General features: G+C 73.8%; 19 protein-coding genes. 5 read left to right on the top strand and 14 right to left on the bottom strand.

All coding sequences use genetic code 11. The features are described 5' to 3' along the window. Positions 1–68: 68 nt before the first annotated feature. The 6 genes from HL054_RS02425 to HL054_RS02400 form a co-directional block, all read right to left on the bottom strand. Positions 69–809, bottom strand: a complete 741-nt coding sequence (locus HL054_RS02425) for an MBL fold metallo-hydrolase (protein ID WP_369137104.1) — start codon at positions 807–809, stop codon at positions 69–71. After that, positions 800–1,615, bottom strand: coding sequence for a glutamate racemase (gene murI / locus HL054_RS02420; protein WP_369137103.1), 816 nt, complete (start codon positions 1,613–1,615; stop codon positions 800–802). Before murI ends, HL054_RS02425 begins: the two co-directional genes overlap by 10 nt. Before the next feature lie 13 nt (positions 1,616–1,628). Then, positions 1,629–2,300 carry an HAD-IA family hydrolase gene (locus tag HL054_RS02415; protein WP_369137102.1) on the bottom strand — a complete coding sequence of 224 codons (672 nt, stop codon included), beginning with the start codon at positions 2,298–2,300 and terminating at the stop codon, positions 1,629–1,631. Further along, positions 2,297–3,247, bottom strand: coding sequence for a PLP-dependent cysteine synthase family protein (locus HL054_RS02410; RefSeq protein WP_369137101.1), 951 nt, complete (start codon positions 3,245–3,247; stop codon positions 2,297–2,299). Before HL054_RS02410 ends, HL054_RS02415 begins: the two co-directional genes overlap by 4 nt. Before the next feature lie 42 nt (positions 3,248–3,289). Next, positions 3,290–3,568 (bottom strand): MoaD/ThiS family protein, encoded by a 279-nt coding sequence (locus tag HL054_RS02405; protein WP_369137100.1) that lies wholly within the window; start codon positions 3,566–3,568, stop codon positions 3,290–3,292. 166 nt (positions 3,569–3,734) lie between these two features. Continuing rightward, complete coding sequence (locus HL054_RS02400) at positions 3,735–4,208, bottom strand: Mov34/MPN/PAD-1 family protein (RefSeq protein ID WP_369137099.1); 474 nt, start codon at positions 4,206–4,208, stop codon at positions 3,735–3,737. Between the two features lie 124 nt (positions 4,209–4,332). On the opposite strand from HL054_RS02400, the gene HL054_RS02395 reads away from it, so the two are divergent. After that, positions 4,333–4,689 carry a hypothetical protein gene (locus HL054_RS02395; protein ID WP_369137098.1) on the top strand — a complete coding sequence of 119 codons (357 nt, stop codon included), beginning with the start codon at positions 4,333–4,335 and terminating at the stop codon, positions 4,687–4,689. Here HL054_RS02395 and HL054_RS02390 read toward each other — a convergent pair. After that, a complete protein-coding gene (locus tag HL054_RS02390) occupies positions 4,628–5,140 on the bottom strand; it encodes a DUF2017 family protein (protein ID WP_369137096.1) in 513 nt (170 codons plus the stop codon). The two genes, HL054_RS02395 and HL054_RS02390, sit on opposite strands and share 62 nt — an antisense overlap. A 31-nt stretch (positions 5,141–5,171) precedes the next feature. Then, entirely contained in the window at positions 5,172–5,468 is a 297-nt protein-coding gene (clpS, locus tag HL054_RS02385) for an ATP-dependent Clp protease adapter ClpS (protein ID WP_369137095.1), read from the bottom strand. A 62-nt stretch (positions 5,469–5,530) separates the two neighbouring features. Here clpS and HL054_RS02380 point away from each other — a divergent pair, with 62 nt between their 5' ends. Then, positions 5,531–6,823 carry a nicotinate phosphoribosyltransferase gene (locus tag HL054_RS02380; RefSeq protein ID WP_369137094.1) on the top strand — a complete coding sequence of 431 codons (1,293 nt, stop codon included), beginning with the start codon at positions 5,531–5,533 and terminating at the stop codon, positions 6,821–6,823. Between the two features lie 53 nt (positions 6,824–6,876). Continuing rightward, positions 6,877–7,446, top strand: a complete 570-nt coding sequence (locus HL054_RS02375; RefSeq protein WP_369137092.1) for a nicotinamidase — start codon at positions 6,877–6,879, stop codon at positions 7,444–7,446. A gap of 7 nt (positions 7,447–7,453) precedes the next feature. Here the strand turns inward: HL054_RS02375 and serB are convergent, their stop codons facing one another. Both serB and ctaD read right to left on the bottom strand, forming a co-directional pair. Continuing rightward, complete coding sequence (gene serB / locus HL054_RS02370; RefSeq protein ID WP_369137091.1) at positions 7,454–8,683, bottom strand: phosphoserine phosphatase SerB; 1,230 nt, start codon at positions 8,681–8,683, stop codon at positions 7,454–7,456. Positions 8,684–8,832: 149 nt separating this feature from the next. After that, the gene (gene ctaD, locus HL054_RS02365; protein ID WP_369137090.1) at positions 8,833–10,584 is read right to left on the bottom strand and encodes an aa3-type cytochrome oxidase subunit I; all 1,752 of its coding nucleotides are present in this window, start codon (positions 10,582–10,584) and stop codon (positions 8,833–8,835) included. Between the two features lie 285 nt (positions 10,585–10,869). On the opposite strand from ctaD, the gene HL054_RS02360 reads away from it, so the two are divergent. After that, positions 10,870–11,148: a GlsB/YeaQ/YmgE family stress response membrane protein gene (locus HL054_RS02360; RefSeq protein WP_369137089.1), complete on the top strand. Its 279-nt coding sequence runs from the start codon at positions 10,870–10,872 to the stop codon at positions 11,146–11,148. Between the two features lie 140 nt (positions 11,149–11,288). On the opposite strand, the gene HL054_RS02355 is transcribed toward HL054_RS02360, so the two are convergent. Further along, complete coding sequence (locus HL054_RS02355; RefSeq protein ID WP_440347921.1) at positions 11,289–12,122, bottom strand: putative RNA methyltransferase; 834 nt, start codon at positions 12,120–12,122, stop codon at positions 11,289–11,291. A gap of 11 nt (positions 12,123–12,133) precedes the next feature. Further along, a complete protein-coding gene (locus HL054_RS02350) occupies positions 12,134–12,652 on the bottom strand; it encodes a metallophosphoesterase family protein (RefSeq protein ID WP_369137087.1) in 519 nt (172 codons plus the stop codon). 78 nt (positions 12,653–12,730) lie between these two features. Between HL054_RS02350 and HL054_RS02345 the strand changes: the two genes are divergently transcribed. Further along, a complete protein-coding gene (locus HL054_RS02345) occupies positions 12,731–14,275 on the top strand; it encodes an MFS transporter (protein WP_369137085.1) in 1,545 nt (514 codons plus the stop codon). A gap of 148 nt (positions 14,276–14,423) precedes the next feature. Here HL054_RS02345 and HL054_RS02340 read toward each other — a convergent pair whose 3' ends face one another. Further along, complete coding sequence (locus HL054_RS02340) at positions 14,424–15,341, bottom strand: cation diffusion facilitator family transporter (protein ID WP_369137084.1); 918 nt, start codon at positions 15,339–15,341, stop codon at positions 14,424–14,426. Positions 15,342–15,556: 215 nt separating this feature from the next. Continuing rightward, positions 15,557–16,723, bottom strand: coding sequence for a M23 family metallopeptidase (locus tag HL054_RS02335; RefSeq protein WP_369137083.1), 1,167 nt, complete (start codon positions 16,721–16,723; stop codon positions 15,557–15,559). Positions 16,724–16,916: the final 193 nt, after the last annotated feature.

Genomic DNA, 16,916 nt, shown 5'->3' with positions numbered 1-16,916 from the left:
TGCTCCTGGCTCAGCGCGCATGGTGAGCCAGGAGCACCTGGGATCAGGTCACCTGATCCACGCCGGGCCTAGACGGGGTAGACGGCGGCGTGCCGGGCGAGCTCGCTGGCCGGGAACACGGTGCGGGCCGCGGCGAGCTGGGCGTCGGCGTCCACCCACGACGGCACGTGCGTGATCAGCAGCCGCCCCACCCCGGCCGCGGCAGCGTGCTCGCCCGCCTGCCGGCCGGTCAGGTGCAGCCCCGGCGGCAGGTCGGGCCCCTCGGCGTAGGCGGCCTCGGCGAGCAGCAGGTCGGCGCCGCGGGCGAGCTCGACCACGGCTGCGCTCGGCCCGGTGTCGCCGGTGTAGACCAGCGACCGGCCACCGGCGGTCAGCCGCACGGCGTAGCACTCCACCGGGTGGGCGGTCCGCGCCGTCGTCACCTCGAACGGCCCGAGCCGCCAGCTGCCCGGGCCGATCGGGGTGATGTCGAAGACGTCGTCGATGGGCCCGCCGTCGGGGTCGTAGGCCGTCGCCAGCCGCCGGTCGGCGCCGACCGGGGCGTACAGCGGCACCGACCGCCCGTCGGAGCGGCCCGAGTAGCGGTGCCAGACCACGAACGGCGCGGCGTCCAGGCAGTGGTCGGCGTGCAGGTGGCTGAGGTAGACGGCGTCGACGTCGACCGGGTCCACGAGGGACTGCAGCGCCCCGAACGAGCCGTTGCCCAGGTCCAGCACGAGGGTGAACTCGTCGTGCCGCACCAGGTAGCAGGAGGCGGGTGAGAGCGGGCCGGGGGCGCTGCCGGCGCACCCGACGACGGTCAGCTCCACGCGGCCGCCCCGGTGCGGGTGACGACGTCGACCTCGGGGCCGAGGAACCGGCGGCCGAGCCGGGCGAACGGCTCCGGGTCGCCGGTGGCCAGGAACGCGTGCACCGGCGGCGGTGACCCGGGGTCGCGCAGCAGGTCGGTGCGGGTGAGCACCCGGTACACGTCCTTGGCCGTCTCCTCCGCGCTGGACACCAGGGTCACCTCGTCGCCCAGGACGAGCGACAGCACACCGGTGAGCAGCGGGTAGTGCGTGCAGCCCAGCACGACCGTGTCGACGTCGGCCGCCAGCAGCGGGTCGAGGTAGGACTGCGCGAGCCCGACCAGCTGCCGGCCGCTGGTGACCCCGCGTTCGACGAAGTCGACGAAGCTGGGGCAGGCGGCGCTGGTGACGGTGAGCTGCGGGGCGGCGGCGAACATGTCCTCGTAGGCACCGCTGGTGATGGTGGCCTGGGTGCCGATGACGCCGACCCGGCCGTTGCGGGTGGCGGCGGTCGCGCGGCGGACCGCGGGCAGCACCACCTCGACCACCGGGACGTCGTAGCGCTCCCGGGCGTCGCCGAGGCAGGCGGCGCTGGCCGAGTTGCAGGCGATGACCAGCATCTTCACCCCGGCGGCGACCAGGTCGTCCATCACCGCCAGCGAGTGCCGCCGGACCTCGGCGATCGGCAGCGGGCCGTAGGGGCTGTGCGCCGTGTCGCCGACGTAGCGGATCGACTCGGTCGGCAGCTGGTCGAGGACGGCCCGGGCCACGGTGAGCCCACCGACCCCGGAGTCGAAGATCCCGATGGGGGCGTCGGCGCTCGTCATGACGCGGGCCAGGCTATCCGGCGGTGCCGACGGCCCGCAGCAGGCCCGCGGTGGGCAGCAGCAGACCGGTGCCGGTCCAGCGGGCCCCGGTCAGGTCGCGGACGACGACGTCGGCCGTCGTCCGGAGCGCGTCGCGGCCGATGCCGACCACGCGGCAGCCGGCGGCCTGCCCGGCGGCGACGCCGCTGGTGCTGTCCTCCAGGACGAGCAGGTCGGCCGGCGGCAACCCGAGCCGGGCGGCGCCGGTGAGGTAGGGCTGCGGGTCGGGCTTGCCGGCGGTGACGTCCTCGGCGGTGACCACCACCTCCGGCGGCTCGATGCCGGCACCGCGCAGCCGGCCGGTCGCCAGCGCGCGCACGCCGGAGGTGACCACGGCCCACGGCACGCCGGCCAGCTGCGGCACCAGGTCGAGCACCCCGGGCACCGCGGAGGTGGTCGCCGCCCCCTCCAGCTCGTAGCGGGTGACGGTCGCGGTCGCCTCCGCGACCTCGTCCGCTCCGACGAACAGCGCGACGGTGTCCGCGGCCCGGCGACCGGGCACGGCCGCCATCACCTCGTCCGGGTCGAGACCGTGCTCGACGGCCCACCGGCGCCAGGAGGTGACGACGCTCTCCTCGGAGTCGACCAGCACCCCGTCGTTGTCGAACAGCAGGCCCCGGGCCGGCAAGATGACGTCGCTGATCACGCCCAGAGCTGGCCCTCCAGGGCGGAGGACGCCTCCTCGAGCGTGCCGGCGTACGCCCCGGTGGACAGGTACTTCCAGCCCCCGTCGCACACGATGAAGACGATGTCGGCCTTGCGGCCGGCCGCGACCTCCTTGTCCGCGATGCCCAGCGCGGCGTGCAGGATCGCCCCGGTCGAGATGCCGGCGAAGATGCCCTCCCGCTCGACCAGCTGGCGGGTGCGGTGGATCGCGTCGTCCGGCCCGACCGAGAAGCGGGAGTCGAGCAGGTCGGCGTCGTAGAGCTCGGGGATGAAGCCCTCGTCGATGTTGCGCAACCCGTACACCAGCTCGCCGTAGCGCGGCTCGGCCGCGATGACCTGCACCTCGGGCTTCTTCTCCCGCAGGTACCGGGAGACGCCCATCAGCGTGCCGGTGGTGCCCAGGCCCGCGACGAAGTGGGTGATCGAGGGCATGTCGGCCAGGATCTCCGGGCCGGTGCCGGTGTAGTGCGCCTCGGCGTTGGCCGGGTTGCCGTACTGGTAGAGCATCACCCAGTCGTCGTGCTCGGCGGCCAGGCCCTTGGCGACGGCGACGGCCTGGTTGCTGCCACCGGCGGCCGGCGAGCTGATGATCTGCGCGCCGTACACCTCCAGCAGCTGCCGCCGCTCGATGGAGGTGTTCTCCGGCATCACGCAGATCAGCCGGTAGCCCCGTTGCCGCGCGACCATGGCCAGCGAGATGCCGGTGTTGCCGCTGGTGGGCTCCAGGATCGTGCTGCCCGGCTGCAGCCGCCCCTCCTTCTCGGCCGCCTCGATCATCGCGATGGCGGCCCGGTCCTTGATCGAACCGGTGGGGTTGTGGTCCTCGAGCTTCGCCCACAGCCGGACGTCGGCGGTGGGCGACAGCGATGGCAGCCCGACGAGCGGGGTGTTGCCGAGCGAGTCGACGAGCGAGGCGAAGCGGGCCATGGGGTCTCCTGGAGAGCGGTGCCGGGCGGGGAGGCTCCGGGCTCAGCAGCCGCCGGCGACCGCGGGGAGGATGGTGACCGAGTCGCCGTCCTTGACCGCGGTGTCCAGCGCGCCGGTGAACCGCACGTCCTCGTCGTTGACGTAGACGTTCACGAAGCGGTGCAGCTTGCCCTCGTCGGTGACCAGGCGGTTCTTGATCCCGGGGTGCTGGGCGTCGATGTCGTCGACCAGTGCGGCCAGCGTGTCCCCGCGGCCCTCGACGGTCTTGTTGCCGCCGGTGTGCGTGCGCAGGATGGTCGGGATGCGGACCTGGATGGCCATGGTTCGGGGATCTCCTCGGGCGGTGGTGTACGGGGGGACCGCGTGCGGGGACGCGGGAGGTCGTGCTGGGGGGAACGCCCTGGACCGGACGACGATTCCGCCGGGCTCCGGCGCTCCTGCAGGGGCCCGCGGCGCGCGGAGCGCGTCGTGGGGGGCAGGAGGGTCCTTACTCGTAGACGACGGTGGTCGGCGAGTGGCCGAAGAGGTAGGACTCGACGACCTCGACGTCCTCCTCGCGCACCTCGCCGTCGACGATGCGGAAGCTGCGGAACTCGACGTCGTCGCCGGCCAGGCCGGTCCGGGCGCCGTGCTCACGGGTGGACACCAGCACGTAGTGGGCGTCGGGCTCGGAGGCGTACGCGACGTCGGTGCGCGACGGGTGGGCCTCGGTGGCGGTGTGCGAGTGGTAGACCACGACCGGCACCTCGTCGCGGGCGTCCATGTCCCGGTACAGCCGCAGCAGGTCGGCGCTGTCGAACTCGTAGAACGTGGGCGACCGGGCCGCGTTCAGCATCGGGATGAAGCGCTCGGGGCGGTCGCTGCCCTCGGGGCCGGCGACGACACCACAGGCCTCGTCCGGGTGGTCTTCCCGGGCGTGGGCCACGATGGCGTCGTAGGTCGCGCGGTCGATGCGCAGCACGGGCCCGAGTCTAGGCGGCGTGCTGCCCGGTGCGCCGAGGAGGGCCTGCCGGCGGCGCCCTCCGGGTGAGGTCCCGGGGAACGGACTGTGTCGATCGGGTGTCGGACCGATAACGTCGCTGACCGTGGTGATCGAGGTGCTGATGATCGTCGGCGTGCTGGTGCTCCCGCTGCCGGCGCTGGTCCTGGGCGCCCGCCGGCTGCTGGTGCGCGTGGGGCACACCAGCACCGACGACCGCGCCGACCGGTTCGAGTTCGCCCTCCTGGTGACCGGCCGGGTGATCGGGCTGCTCATGCTGCTCGCGCTGTCCGGGATCACGCTGCTGGCCTGCATCGGCGGGCTGGTCAGGGGCCTGCGGGTGCCCAGCCTGGTCTACGTGTTCTTCGTCGCCGACCTGCTGGTCGCCACGCTCGTGGTGCTCACCGTCGGCCGGCGCGACCAGCGGCCAACGCGTCGACGAGCGAGCCCTGCACGGCGGTGAGCCAGTAGTAGACGGCCAGCTGGGAGTCCTCCTCGTCGGCACCGTCCCCGGACCCGTCGATCTCCGGCGGCTCGGTCTCGGCGGTGACCCCCAGCCGGGTGCCCAGCGCCAGCCGCAGGTCGTTGGTGGTCCGCAGCCAGGCACGGGCCTGGTCGTCGTCCAGCCGGACCTCCCCGCCCTCCGGCGGGAGCGTGGCGCGCACCATCGCCAGGTCGTCGGCCTTGCCGCTGCGCAACCCGGCCTCGGTCAGGTCGCGGTAGTCCGCGGCGATCTCCGGGTCGGTGGTGTTGCCCGGCGGCAGCAGCCGCTCCAGCACCGGGTCGCCCCCGGAGTCGTCGGGGTCGGCGGCGAGCAGCTGCTCGAGCTGGTCCAGCAGCAGCCCGACGATGCCGGCCTCGGCGTCGACCAGCCGGGCGACCAGCTCGTCCCCCCTGCGACGGAACGGCTTCATCGGGTCTCCTCGCCGGCGCTCGCGGCCGCGCTCACGCGTCCTTCTGGTACGTCGCCCACAGCCCGTAGGCGTGCAGCCGGTTCGTGTCGTGCTCCATCCGCTCGCGCGGGCCCGAGCTGACGATCGCCTTGCCCTCGTGGTGCACCTGCAGCATCAGCTCGGTGGCGGTGGCCTCGTCGAAGCCGAAGAGCTCCTGCAGCACGAACGTCACGTAGGTCATCAGGTTGACCGGGTCGTCCCAGACGATGGTCACCCAGGGGCGGTCGAGGTCGGACTCCTCCCCTGTCGTCGTCTCCGGCGTCCACACGGGCGCGAGCGGTCCGGCCACGGGAGCACTGTAGGACGCCCTCCCGGGGCGTCCCAGGGGGGAGGCCCCTATCGTGCTGCTCCATGCCGCAGAGCCCGCTCAGCCCCGCGCTGCTGACCGACCGCTACGAGCTGACGATGCTGGCCGCCGCGCTGGCCGACGGCACCGCCGATCGCGACTGCGTGTTCGAGGTCTTCGCCCGCCGGCTCCCGCACGGCCGCCGCTACGGGGTGCTCGCCGGCACCGGCCGCTTCCTGGACGCGCTGGCCGACTTCCGGTTCGGCGCGGCCGAGCTGGCGGCGGTGCGCGCCCAGGGCATCGACGACCCGCGGCTGCTCGACCACCTGGCCGGCTTCCGCTTCACCGGCGACGTCGACGGCTACGCCGAGGGCGACCTCTACTTCCCCGGCTCCCCCGTGCTCACCGTGCGGGCGCCGTTCGGGCAGGCGGTGCTGCTGGAGACCCTCGCCCTGTCGATGCTCAACCACGACAGCGCGATCGCCGCCGCCGGTGCCCGGATGGTCGGGGCGGCGTGCGGTCGGCCGTGCATCGAGATGGGTTCCCGCCGCACCCACGAGGAGGCCGCGGTCTCCGCCGCCCGGGCCGCCGCGCTGGTCGGGTTCGCCGCGACGTCCAACCTCGCCGCCGGTGCTCGCTACGGCATCCCGACCACCGGCACCAGCGCGCACGCCTTCACCCTGCTGCACGACGACGAGGCCGCCGCCTTCCGCGCCCAGCTGGACACCCTCGGCGTCGGCACCACCCTGCTGGTCGACACCTACGACACCGAGCAGGGCATCCGGACGGCGGTCGAGGTCGCCGGGACCGGGCTCGGCGCCGTCCGGCTGGACTCCGGCGACCTGACCGTCCAGGCCACCCGGGCGCGGGAGCTGCTGGACTCCCTCGGGGCGACGAAGACCCGGGTGATCGTCACCAGCGACCTGGACGAGTACGCCATCGCCGCCCTCGCCGCCGCCCCGGTCGACGGCTACGGCGTGGGCACCTCGCTGGTCACCGGCTCGGGCTCCCCCACCGTCGGGATGGTCTACAAGCTGGTCGAGCGGGACGGCGTGCCGGTCGCCAAGAACTCCGAGGGCAAGCGGTCGGTGGGCGGGCGCAAGCACGCCGTCCGCCGGCACGACCCCGACGGGACGGCGACCGCCGAGGTGGTCAGCGCCGCCCCGATCGCCGGGCGGCCGCACGACCGGGAGCTGGTCGTGCCGCTGGTCCGCGGCGGCGAGCTGGTCGAGCCGCGCACCCCGGCGGAGGCGCTGACCCACGCCCGGGAGCTGCACGAGCGGGTGCGCGGCGCCCTGCCGCAGGAGGCGTGGTCGCTGTCCCGCGGCGAGCCGGCGATCGACACCGTCACCGCCTGATGAAGGACCCCCGTGCCCCCCACCGTGCACGGGGGCCGGGGGAGGATGGGGACATGACGCGCGCACTGGTGATCGTCGACGTCCAGAACGACTTCTGCGAGGGCGGCAGCCTCGCCGTCGCCGGTGGCACCGCCGTGGCCCGGGCGATCAGCGCGCACGTCGCCGGGGCCGGGTACGACCACGTGGTCGCCACCCGCGACCACCACGTCGACCCCGGCGCGCACTTCTCCACCGAGCCCGACTTCCTGGACACCTGGCCCCGGCACTGCGTCGTGGGCACCCCCGGCGTCGAGCTGCACGCCGACCTCGACCGCCGGCCGGTCGAGGCGGTGTTCGACAAGGGCGAGTACGAGGCCGCCTACTCCGGCTTCGAGGGCAGCTTCGACGGCCAGGGGCTCGCCGACTGGCTGCGGGCGCACGGGGTGGACCAGGTGGACGTCGTCGGCATCGCCACCGACCACTGCGTGCGGGCCACCGCGCTGGACGCCGTCGGGGCGGGCTTCGCGACCCGGGTGCTGCTCCCGCTGACCGCCGGGGTGGCCGAGGCGACCACCGAGGCCGCCCTGGAGCAGCTGCGCACCGCCGGTGTCGAGCTCGAGGGCCGGGTCGGCCCCGTCCGCTGACCCCGCGTCACTCGGCGGGTGCGGCGTCCAGCACCTCGTCGCGGGTGAAGCCCAGCACCTGCAGGACGGCGTCCAGGTAGGGCTGGTTGAGCGCCGCGTGCGCCTGCTCGCGGACGACCGGCTTGGCGTTGAAGGCGATGCCCAGCCCGGCCGCGTTGAGCATGTCGAGGTCGTTGGCGCCGTCGCCGACGGCGACGGTCTGCTCCAGCGGGATGCCGTACTCGGCGGCGAACCGGGCCAGTGCCCGCGCCTTGCCCGCCCGGTCGACGACCTCACCGACCAGCCCGCCGGTCAGCTTGCCGTCGGCCACCTCCAGGGTGTTGGCGGCGGCGAAGTCCAGCCCGAGCGCGGCGGCCAGCGGGTCGGTGATCTGGCTGAAGCCGCCGCTGACGATGCCGCAGCGGAAGCCGAGCCGCTGCAGCGTGCGGATCAGCGTGCGCGCCCCCGGGGTGAGGACCAGGTGCTCGCGCACCTCGTCGAGCACGCCGACCGGCAGCCCGGCCAGGACGGCGACCCGCGCGCGCAGCGACTGCTCGAAGTCCAGCTCGCCGTTCATCGCCGCGGCGGTGAGCCGGGCGACCTCGGCGGCCCGGCCGGCCCGGGCGGCGAGCTCGTCGATGACCTCGCCGCGCACCAGCGTCGAGTCGACGTCCAGCACGATGAGCCGCTTGCTGCGCCGGGCGAGCCCGGTCTGCTCGACCGCCACGTCGGTGCCGGTCTCCGCGGCGACGGTGCCCAGCGCGGTCCGCAGCTCGGTGGAACCGGCCCCGGAGACGGTGAGCTCGAAGCTGGTGACCGGGTAGTCCGACAGCCGGCGGATCGCCTCGATGTTCCCGCCGACGCCGGCGATCGCCCGGGTCGCCCCGGCGATCGCCGCGGGCGGGACCGGCCGCCCCAGGACGATCACGTGGTGCCGGGCGGTGCGCTCCTCGGGGGCCGGCGTCGCGCTCGCCGGCTCGACGGTGACGTGCATGCCGGTGCGCTCGGCCACCCCGGCCACCAGGGGCGCCAGCCGGTCGGCGAGCGAGCCGCTGCCGCCCACCTCGCGCACGACCACGCCGAGCACCAGCTGGCGGTGCACCACGACCTGCTCGACCTCGACGACCTCGATGGACCGCGCCCCGGCGGTCTCCAGCGCGGCGAACAGCGTCGCCGTCACGCCCGGCCGGTCGGGACCGGTGAGGGTGAGCAGGGCTCCGGTGGGGTCGATCGGCGCGGGGGCGGCGGCGTCGGTCACCGGGCCATCGTGCCGGACCCCACTGCGCGGGACGACGGAGCCCCCGACGGGCTGGCCACCCGCGAGCAGCTGGCCCGGGCACGCGGACGCCCCGCCGGCCGGGTGGCTGACGGGGCGTCCGAGGTGACGTGCTGCGGTGGAGCTGCCTGCTACGTCGGGTCGGGGTCGTTGGCCCCAGCCCGGCTGCCGCCGGTGAGGCCGGCTTCCCCGGCGTACGGCGTGTGCCGCTTGCCGGCGTGGGCCTCGACCTGCAGCCGGTCCTTCAGGTGCGGGTAGTGCAGCTCGAACGCGGGGCGCTCCGACCGGATCCGCGGGATCTCGACGAAGTTGTGCCGCGGCGGCGGGGACGACGTCGCCCACTCCAGCGAGTTGCCGTGACCCCAGGGGTCGTCGCGCAGCGCCAGCCGGCCGTGCTTCCACGACTTGACCACGTTGTAGACGAAGGGGATCACCGAGGCGCCCAGGATGAACGACCCGATCGTGGAGATCGTGTGCATCGTCGTGAACTCGTCGCTGGGCAGGTAGTCGGCGTAGCGACGCGGCATGCCCTCGTTGCCCAGCCAGTGCTGGATGAGGAACGTGGCGTGGAAGCCGATGAAGGTCAGCCAGAAGTGCAGCTTGCCGACCTTCTCGTCCATCATCCGGCCGCACATCTTCGGGAACCAGAAGTACAGGCCGGCGTAGGCGGCGAACACGACGGTGCCGAAGACGACGTAGTGGAAGTGGGCCACGACGAAGTAGCTGTCGTTGACGTGCCAGTCCAGCGGCGGGCTGGCCAGCAGGACGCCGGTCAGGCCACCGAGGAGGAAGGTGATCAGGAAGCCGATCGAGAAGAGCATCGGCGTCTCGAACGTCAGCTGACCGCGCCACATCGTGCCGATCCAGTTGAAGAACTTGATGCCGGTGGGCACGGCGATCAGGTACGTCAGGAAGGCGAAGAACGGCAGCAGCACCGCGCCGGTGGCGAACATGTGGTGCGCCCACACGGCCAGCGAGAGGGCGGTGATGGCGATCAGCGCGAAGACCATGCCCTTGTAGCCGAACAGCGGCTTGCGGCTGAAGACCGGGATGACCTCGCTGATGATGCCGAAGAACGGCAACGCGATGATGTAGACCTCGGGGTGCCCGAAGAACCAGAAGAGGTGCTGCCACAGCATCGGGCCGCCGTTCTCGGCGGTGTAGACCTGCGCCCCGAGGTGCCGGTCGGCCAGCAGCGCCATCAGCGCGGCGGTCAGGATCGGGAAGGCGAGCAGGATCAGCACGCTGGTGACGAGCGACGCCCAGGTGAAGATGGACATCCGGAACATCGTCAGGCCGGGGGCGCGGAGGCAGACGATCGTGGCGATGAAGTTGACGCCACCGAGGATCGTGCCGAGACCGCTGACCGCCAGGCCGGCGATCCACAGGTCACCGCCGGCGCCCGGGCTGTGCGCACCCGTGGACAGCGGGGTGTAGGCGTACCAACCGAAGTCGGCCGCACCACCCGGGGTGAGGAATCCCGAGACCGCGAGGGACGCCCCGAAGAAGAACAGCCAGAAGGAGAAGGCGTTCAGCCGCGGGAACGCGACGTCGGGAGCGCCCAGCTGCAGCGGCATGATCAGGTTCGCGAAGGCGAAGAACATGGGCGTCGCGAAGAACAGCAGCATGATCGTGCCGTGCATCGTGACCAGCTGGTTGTACTGCTCGGGCGAGAGGAACTGCAGCTCCGGGCGGGCCAGCTCACCACGCATCAGCAACGCCATGAAGCCACCGACGAAGAACCAGATGAAGGCCACCGTGGTGTACATCAGGCCGATGGTCTTGTGGTCGGTGGTGCGCAGCAGGCTGAGGAGCCGCGACCCCTTCTCGGCTTCGTGCGCCGGGCTCGGCCGGCTCACGATCGGGGCGGGTGCGATCGTCACGCCCGGAGCTTAGACCGTCACCTGGACGGGCACGCGGCGGGAGCGGGCGTCGGTGAGCCGCGGGCTGGGCACCCCTCCCGGACCGGCATGCGGCGGCGGCCGGCCGCTCCCCCGCGGCCCCTGGGGAAGCGCAGGTCGGAAGCCTGTGGTGCATCACCCGATGGGGTGCAACCGACGGAACCACATGGTTCCGGAAGTTTGGAGTGGATCACCAGCGGGCATTGATGATCTTGCGCTGGACAGCCCAGCGCACGACGGCACCGCCGTCATGCGTAGGAGGCTCACGTGGACGTTCTCTGGAACATCATCGTCCTGATCATCATCGGGGCCATCGCCGGCTTCATCGCCCGCGCGGTCATCCCGGGCAAGCAGGACATCGGCATCGGCCTCACCATCGTGCTCGGCATCGTCGGGTCCGTGGTGGGCAACCTGCTCGGCAGCCTGATCTTCGAGCCGCACCGGTTCGAGCTCGGCACGTCCGGCATCATCGGCTCGATCATCGGCGCGATCGTCGTGCTCGGCATCTACGTGATGGCGACCAACAAGCGACGCATCACCCGCTGACCGAGCACCCGTCCCCTCTCCCGCACCCGCGGGGTGAGCCTCCGGACGGGTCTCCAGCACCGCTCGAACGAGGGCCCGGCCGATCTGGCCGGGCCCTCGTGCGTGTGCCGGGGTCGCCTGGCGCTCCGGCGCGGTCGGCGTCAGGGCCGGCGCCACGTCCCGACGTCGACCGCCACGGTCACCGCCACCGGGTCGGGCAGCGCGGCGATGCGGGTGGCCAGCACGTCACCGGTCAGGTGGCGGGCGTGCGGGCCCATCCCGACCAGCGTCCCGACCGCGGCGTGGTCGAGGCTCAGCCGCTCCCGGTGCTGCGCCGTCCCGGCCGGCTGCAGGTGCGGGCCGAGGCCCGCCGCGAGCCGGCCGGCCTTGTCCGGGTCGACCGAGAGCAGCCCGAGCGGCCCGACCAGCTCGGCGAGGTGGTCCGCGGCCGGGGTGACGACGACCAGCCGTCCCCCGGCGGCCAGCACCCGGGCGGTCTCCGCGCCGTTGCGGGGCGCGAAGACGACGAGCACCCGGTCCAGCGCGCCGTCGCGGACCGGCCAGCGCGCCCAGGTGTCGGCGACCACGGCCATCGCCCGCGGGTGCGACCGGGCCGCCCGGCGCGCCGCGTAACGGGAGGCGTCGAGCACCACACCGACGGCGTCCGGCACCCGGTCGAGCACGCCGGCCAGGTGGGCACCGGTGCCACCGCCCACGTCGAGCACCGTGCGCGGCCGTCCCGGTGCGAGCACGGCGTCGGCGAGCGCGGCGGTGACCCCGGCGTAGTGGCCGGCGGCGAGGAAGCCCGCGCGGTCGGCGACCATCGCCGCGGAGTCCCCCTCGTGCGGCGACCCACCCGCCGGCAGCAGCGTGACGTGCCCCTGCCGGGCCCGGTCGAAGGCGTGGCCGCCGGTGCAGCGGAGCCCCGCGGGGTCGGTGCCGAGGTCCGCCCCGCAGACCGGGCAGGCGAGCAGCCGCACCGCGGCGGGGGGCAGGACGGGCGGGCTCACCTGCGGCCCGGGCGCACCGGGAGCCGGTGCAGGGTGACGTCCGTGAGCCGGCCGGCGTCGGCGGTGCCGGTCAGGTAGGTGGCGAAGGGCTGCCGGCGGCGGTCGGTGGGCGAACCGGGGTTCAGCAGCCGGAGCCCGGTGGCGGCCGTGGTGTCCCAGGGGATGTGGCTGTGCCCGAAGACCAGGACGTCGACGTCCGGGAACCGCGCGGCGCACCGCTGCTCGCGCCCCGCGGCGCTCCCCGTCTCGTGCACGACGGCGAAGCGGACCCCGCCGAGCTCGACCCGGGCCACCTCGGGCAGCCGCACCCGCAGCTCGCCGTGGTCGTTGTTCCCGTACACCCCGACGACGCGCTGCGCCCGGCGCTCGAGCTCGTCGAGCAGGGCGACGTCCACCCAGTCGCCGGCGTGCACCACGACGTCGCAGGTCTCGATCCGGTCCCAGAGTGGATCGGGGAGGTCACGGGCCCGCTTGGGCAGGTGGGTGTCCGAGACGAACACCACTGAAACCGGCACGACCACATCGTCCCAGGGCGATAGCTTCAGGTCGCGGCCGGCGACCCGGCCGACCATCTCCCACGATCGAGGACCCACGTGAGCGACACCGCCCCCACCTCCGCGGCCGGGGACACCTCCCCCGGGGCAGAGCCGTACCCGAAGCGCTGGCTGGCCCTCGCGGTCATCGCCGTGACCGTGCTCATGGTCATCCTGGACGCGACGATCGTGAACATCGCGCTGCCGGCGGTCTCCACGGACCTGGACATCTCCCCCGCGACCCAGCAGTGGATCGTCACCGCCTACACGCTGACCTTCGGCGGTCTCCTGCTGCTCGGCGGTCGCATCGCCGACTTCTGGGGCCGCAAGCGGACCTACCTGGTCGGCGCCGCCGGCTTCGCGGTCGCCTCCGCGCTCGGCGGCTTCGCGCCCAACGAGGAGCTGCTGTTCGCCGCGCGCGCCCTGCAGGGTGCCTTCGGCGCACTGCTCGCCCCGGCGTCGCTGGCCCTGCTGACCGTGCTCTTCACCGACGCCAAGGAGCGCGCCAAGGCCTTCGCCGTCTACGGCGCGATCGCCGGTGGTGGCTCGGCCGTCGGGCTGCTGCTCGGCGGGGTGCTCACCGAGTACGCCGACTGGCGCTGGTGCTTCTGGGTGAACGTGCCGGTGGCGATCATCGCCATCGTGGCCGCGATCCCGACCGTCCCGGAGAGCAAGGCGCCCGGCGACTCGACCTACGACATCCCCGGCGCGGTGCTCGTCACCCTGGGCATCGCCTCGTTCGTCTACGGCTTCACCCGGGTCGCCGAGGCCTCGCAGGACAACGCCGCGGAGGGCAGCACCGACAACGCCTGGGCCAACGGGCCGGCGCTGGCGTTCATCGCGGTGGGCCTGGTGCTCGTGGCGCTCTTCGTCGTCGTGGAGCTGCGCACCCGCAACCCGCTGCTGCCGATGCGGCTGGTGCTCGACCGCAACCGCGGTGGCGCCTACCTGACGTCGACCCTGGTCGGCGCCGGGCTGATCGGTGCCTTCTTCTTCCTGAGCCTGTACTTCCAGCAGGTGCTCGGCTACGAGCCCGTCGAGGCGGGCTTCGCCTCGCTGCCGGTCACCCTGGGCGTGCTCATCGCCGCCGGGTCCGCCAGCGTCCTGGTGCCCCGGATCGGACCGAAGCCGCTGATGGTGCTCGGCGGCCTGCTCGCCGCGGCCGGGCTGTTCACCTTCTCCTTCCTGGGGACCGACAGCTCCTTCTGGACGCTGGCCTTCCCCGGCCAGGTGCTGCTCGGCCTCGGCCTGGGCTTCACCTTCGTGCCGCTGTCCAACCTGGCGCTGATCGGCGCCGGCGAGCACGACGCGGGTGCGGCGAGCGCGATGCTCAACGCCACCCAGCAGGTGGGCGCCTCGATCGGCACGGCGCTGCTGGCGACGATCTCGGTCGGCGCGATCACCTCGACGATCACCGAACGCGTCGCCGAGGGGGCCGACCCGGCCGACCCGGCGCTGGCCCTCGCAGCGCAGGTGGAGGGCTACACCACGGCCTTCACCTGGGCGGCGGGCCTGCTGGTCCTGGGCGCGATCGTGTCCGCGGTGCTGATCAAGGCCACCAAGGACGACCTCCCGACCGACGCCGCGATGGTGCACGCCGGCTGACCCCGCTCCACCGCACCCGGACGCCCGTCTCCCCCCGGGAGGCGGGCGTCCTGCCGTTCCCGGCCCCGTCCGGGCGACGTGCTGGAACGGCCCCGCTGCAGGGTCCCGCCGCGAGCCTGCGAGCGGTGGGGGGCAGCGGGGTCCTTCGTCAGTCGTGGACCGGCGACTCGTGGCTGCGGTGCCCGGGCGACTCGAGCTGGAAGGTGCAGTGCTCGAGGTCGAAGTGGTGGCCCAGGCAGCTGCAGAGGGCGTCGAGCACCCGGCCGCCGTGGCCGTCGGCGAGCGCCTCGTCGGTGACGACGACGTGGGCGGAGAGCACCGGCTGGCCGGAGGTGATGGTCCAGGCGTGCAGGTCGTGCACGTCCAGCACCCCGTCGACGCCGAGCACGTGGGCTCGCACCCGGGCCAGGTCGACGCCCTTGGGCGCCGCCTCGAGCAGCACGTCGAACGCCTCCCGCAGCAGCGTCCAGGCCCGCGGCAGCACCAGCGCACCGACGGCGAAGGAGGCCACCACGTCGGCGCCGGTCCAGCCGGTGGTCACGATGACGACGGCGGCGACGATGACGGCCACCGAGCCGAGCGCGTCGCCGACCACCTCGAGGTAGGCGCCCCGGGTGTTCAACGACGCCGACTGCCCGGCGTGCAGCAACCGCAGCGAGACCAGGTTGACCAGCAGGCCGAGGGACGCCACCGCGAACATCAGGCCGGGGTCGATGTCCGGCGGGTCCCCGATCCGCCGGACGGCCTCGACGACGACGTAGCCGCCGACGCCGAGCAGCAGCAGCCCGTTGGCCACGGCGGCGAGCACCTCGATCCGCTGCCAGCCGAAGGTGCGGCGACCGCGGGCCGGCCGCTGGGCGAGCGTGACGGCGCCCAGCGCCATGCCGATGCCGAGGGCGTCGGTGGCCATGTGCGCGGCGTCGGCGAGCAGCGCGAGCGAGCCGGAGAGCAGCGCGCCGACGAGCTCGACCACGAACACCCCACCGGTGAGCGCCAGCACGACCGCCAGCCGCCCGCGGTGCGCCGCGGACGCCGTGCCGTGCGCAGCACCGTGGTCGTGCCCCATCGAGGTCCCCCTGCTGCCGACTGCTCCTGGTATGCAGGATGCCGCATGTCAGACGGGAACGCCAGGAAGGGGCTCAGGGCGCGGCGAGCCGGGCTCCTCGCGACGTGCCGGAACGGCCCCCTCCCCGGGGCCCGCCCTGAGCAGGTGACGTGCTGGAGCGGCCCCGCTGCAGGGGCCCGCGCTGAGCCTGCGAAGCGTGGGGGGCAGCGGGGTCCTTACACCTGGACGCCGCGCTCGCGGAGCCACGGCAGCGGGTCGACCTTGGTGCCGTCCATGCCGCCGACGTGCACCTCGAAGTGCAGGTGCGGACCGGTCGACTGGCCCTGGTTGCCCAGCAGCGCGATCGTCTCGCCGGCCTTCACCGACTGGCCCTCGGCCACCAGGATCTCCTGCATGTGGCCGTAGACGGTGACGTCACCGTTCTCGTGCTGCACGTACACGGCCAGGCCGAACCCGCTGGCCGCACCGGCCCGGACCACGACGCCGTCCATGGCCGCGTACTCCGGGGTGCCGAGCGGGGCAGCGAAGTCGACGCCGGCGTGCTGGGTGCCCCAGCGGTAGCCGAACCCGCTGGTGAGGCGCGCACCGTCGACCGGGAGGACGGCCTTGGGCCGGGCCGCCTCGGCGGCAGCCGCCTGGGCCGCCGCCTGGGCCGCCGCAGCCGCGTCGATCGCTGCCTGGTCGGCCTGCGCCTGGACCTGCGCCGCGGCGATCTGGGCGTCCTCGCGCTCGGCGCGGGTGGCGGCGAACTCCTGGAGGCGGGCGGTGGCCTCGTCCTCGCTGAGCACCGGCTGCTCGGCCTGCACCAGGCCGAGCTCCTCGGCGACGCTGATCGGCTCGTCGGCCTGCGCGGTGGAGCCGGGGCCGCTGGCGGCGGTGGTGGCCGCGACGCCGGCGGCGCCGATCAGGGCGGCGGCCACGTACACCGCCGGACGGCGGACCCGCAGCGTGGTCGGGGCGCGGTGGCGGGGGCCGGACCCGGCGGCCACCGCGGCGACCACGGCGTCGGCGTCGAACGGCCGCGCGTCGGACGGCTCGGGGCCGGTCTCGGCGATGCCCGCCAGCTGCAGGGCGTCGACGTCGACCAGCGGCCACGCGTCGGTGAGGACCGGGCCCTCCGGCTCGACCGGGAGCGGCCAGGCGTCGGAGAGACCGTCGGGGCGCAGCACGATCGTGGTGTGCTCGGCGCGGCCGCCGCGGAGGAGCGTCAGGGCGCGCCGGCCGGGCCGGGAACCCGGTGCGGAGAAGAGCGGGACGGGCGCCGGAGCCGGCACCTCGGGGCCCTCGGGCGACCCGGTGGCGGAGGGGCCACCAGCGGAGCGGGTGCGGTTGCGACGCACCGTCCCGTCGTCGTCGAGCCGGGCGAGATGTTGCGGGTCCATGCACCTGTCTTCCGTCGGGGGCGAGCTCTCCTGGCCTGGGCCGGAGCTCGATGACGGGGCCCATGTAAACACGTCGTGATGAGTTCGTGATGTGTTCAACCATCGATGCACACGGGGTCAAGTGAGCAGCGTCACAACACTTCCTGCCAAACCGGCACCCTCCGTTACGTCATGACTGCTGGCAGGTCATGAA

It is taken from the genome of Modestobacter versicolor (assembly GCF_041028285.1).
Classification (GTDB): domain Bacteria; phylum Actinomycetota; class Actinomycetes; order Mycobacteriales; family Geodermatophilaceae; genus Modestobacter; species Modestobacter versicolor_A.
This window is presented reverse-complemented; position numbering and strand designations above follow the sequence as displayed.

Bases quoted from the DNA above. Each gene is read 5' to 3' on its own strand.
- murI (WP_369137103.1), bottom strand. From the start codon at position 1,615: ATGACGAGCGCCGACGCCCCCATCGGGATCTTCGACTCCGGGGTCGGT.
- HL054_RS02380 (WP_369137094.1), top strand. From the start codon at position 5,531: ATGCCGCAGAGCCCGCTCAGCCCCGCGCTGCTGACCGACCGCTACGAG.
- HL054_RS02410 (WP_369137101.1), bottom strand. From the start codon at position 3,247: ATGGCCCGCTTCGCCTCGCTCGTCGACTCGCTCGGCAACACCCCGCTC.
- HL054_RS02405 (WP_369137100.1), bottom strand. From the start codon at position 3,568: ATGGCCATCCAGGTCCGCATCCCGACCATCCTGCGCACGCACACCGGC.
- HL054_RS02375 (WP_369137092.1), top strand. From the start codon at position 6,877: ATGACGCGCGCACTGGTGATCGTCGACGTCCAGAACGACTTCTGCGAG.
- HL054_RS02390 (WP_369137096.1), bottom strand. From the start codon at position 5,140: ATGAAGCCGTTCCGTCGCAGGGGGGACGAGCTGGTCGCCCGGCTGGTC.
- HL054_RS02340 (WP_369137084.1), bottom strand. From the start codon at position 15,341: ATGGGGCACGACCACGGTGCTGCGCACGGCACGGCGTCCGCGGCGCAC.
- HL054_RS02335 (WP_369137083.1), bottom strand. From the start codon at position 16,723: ATGGACCCGCAACATCTCGCCCGGCTCGACGACGACGGGACGGTGCGT.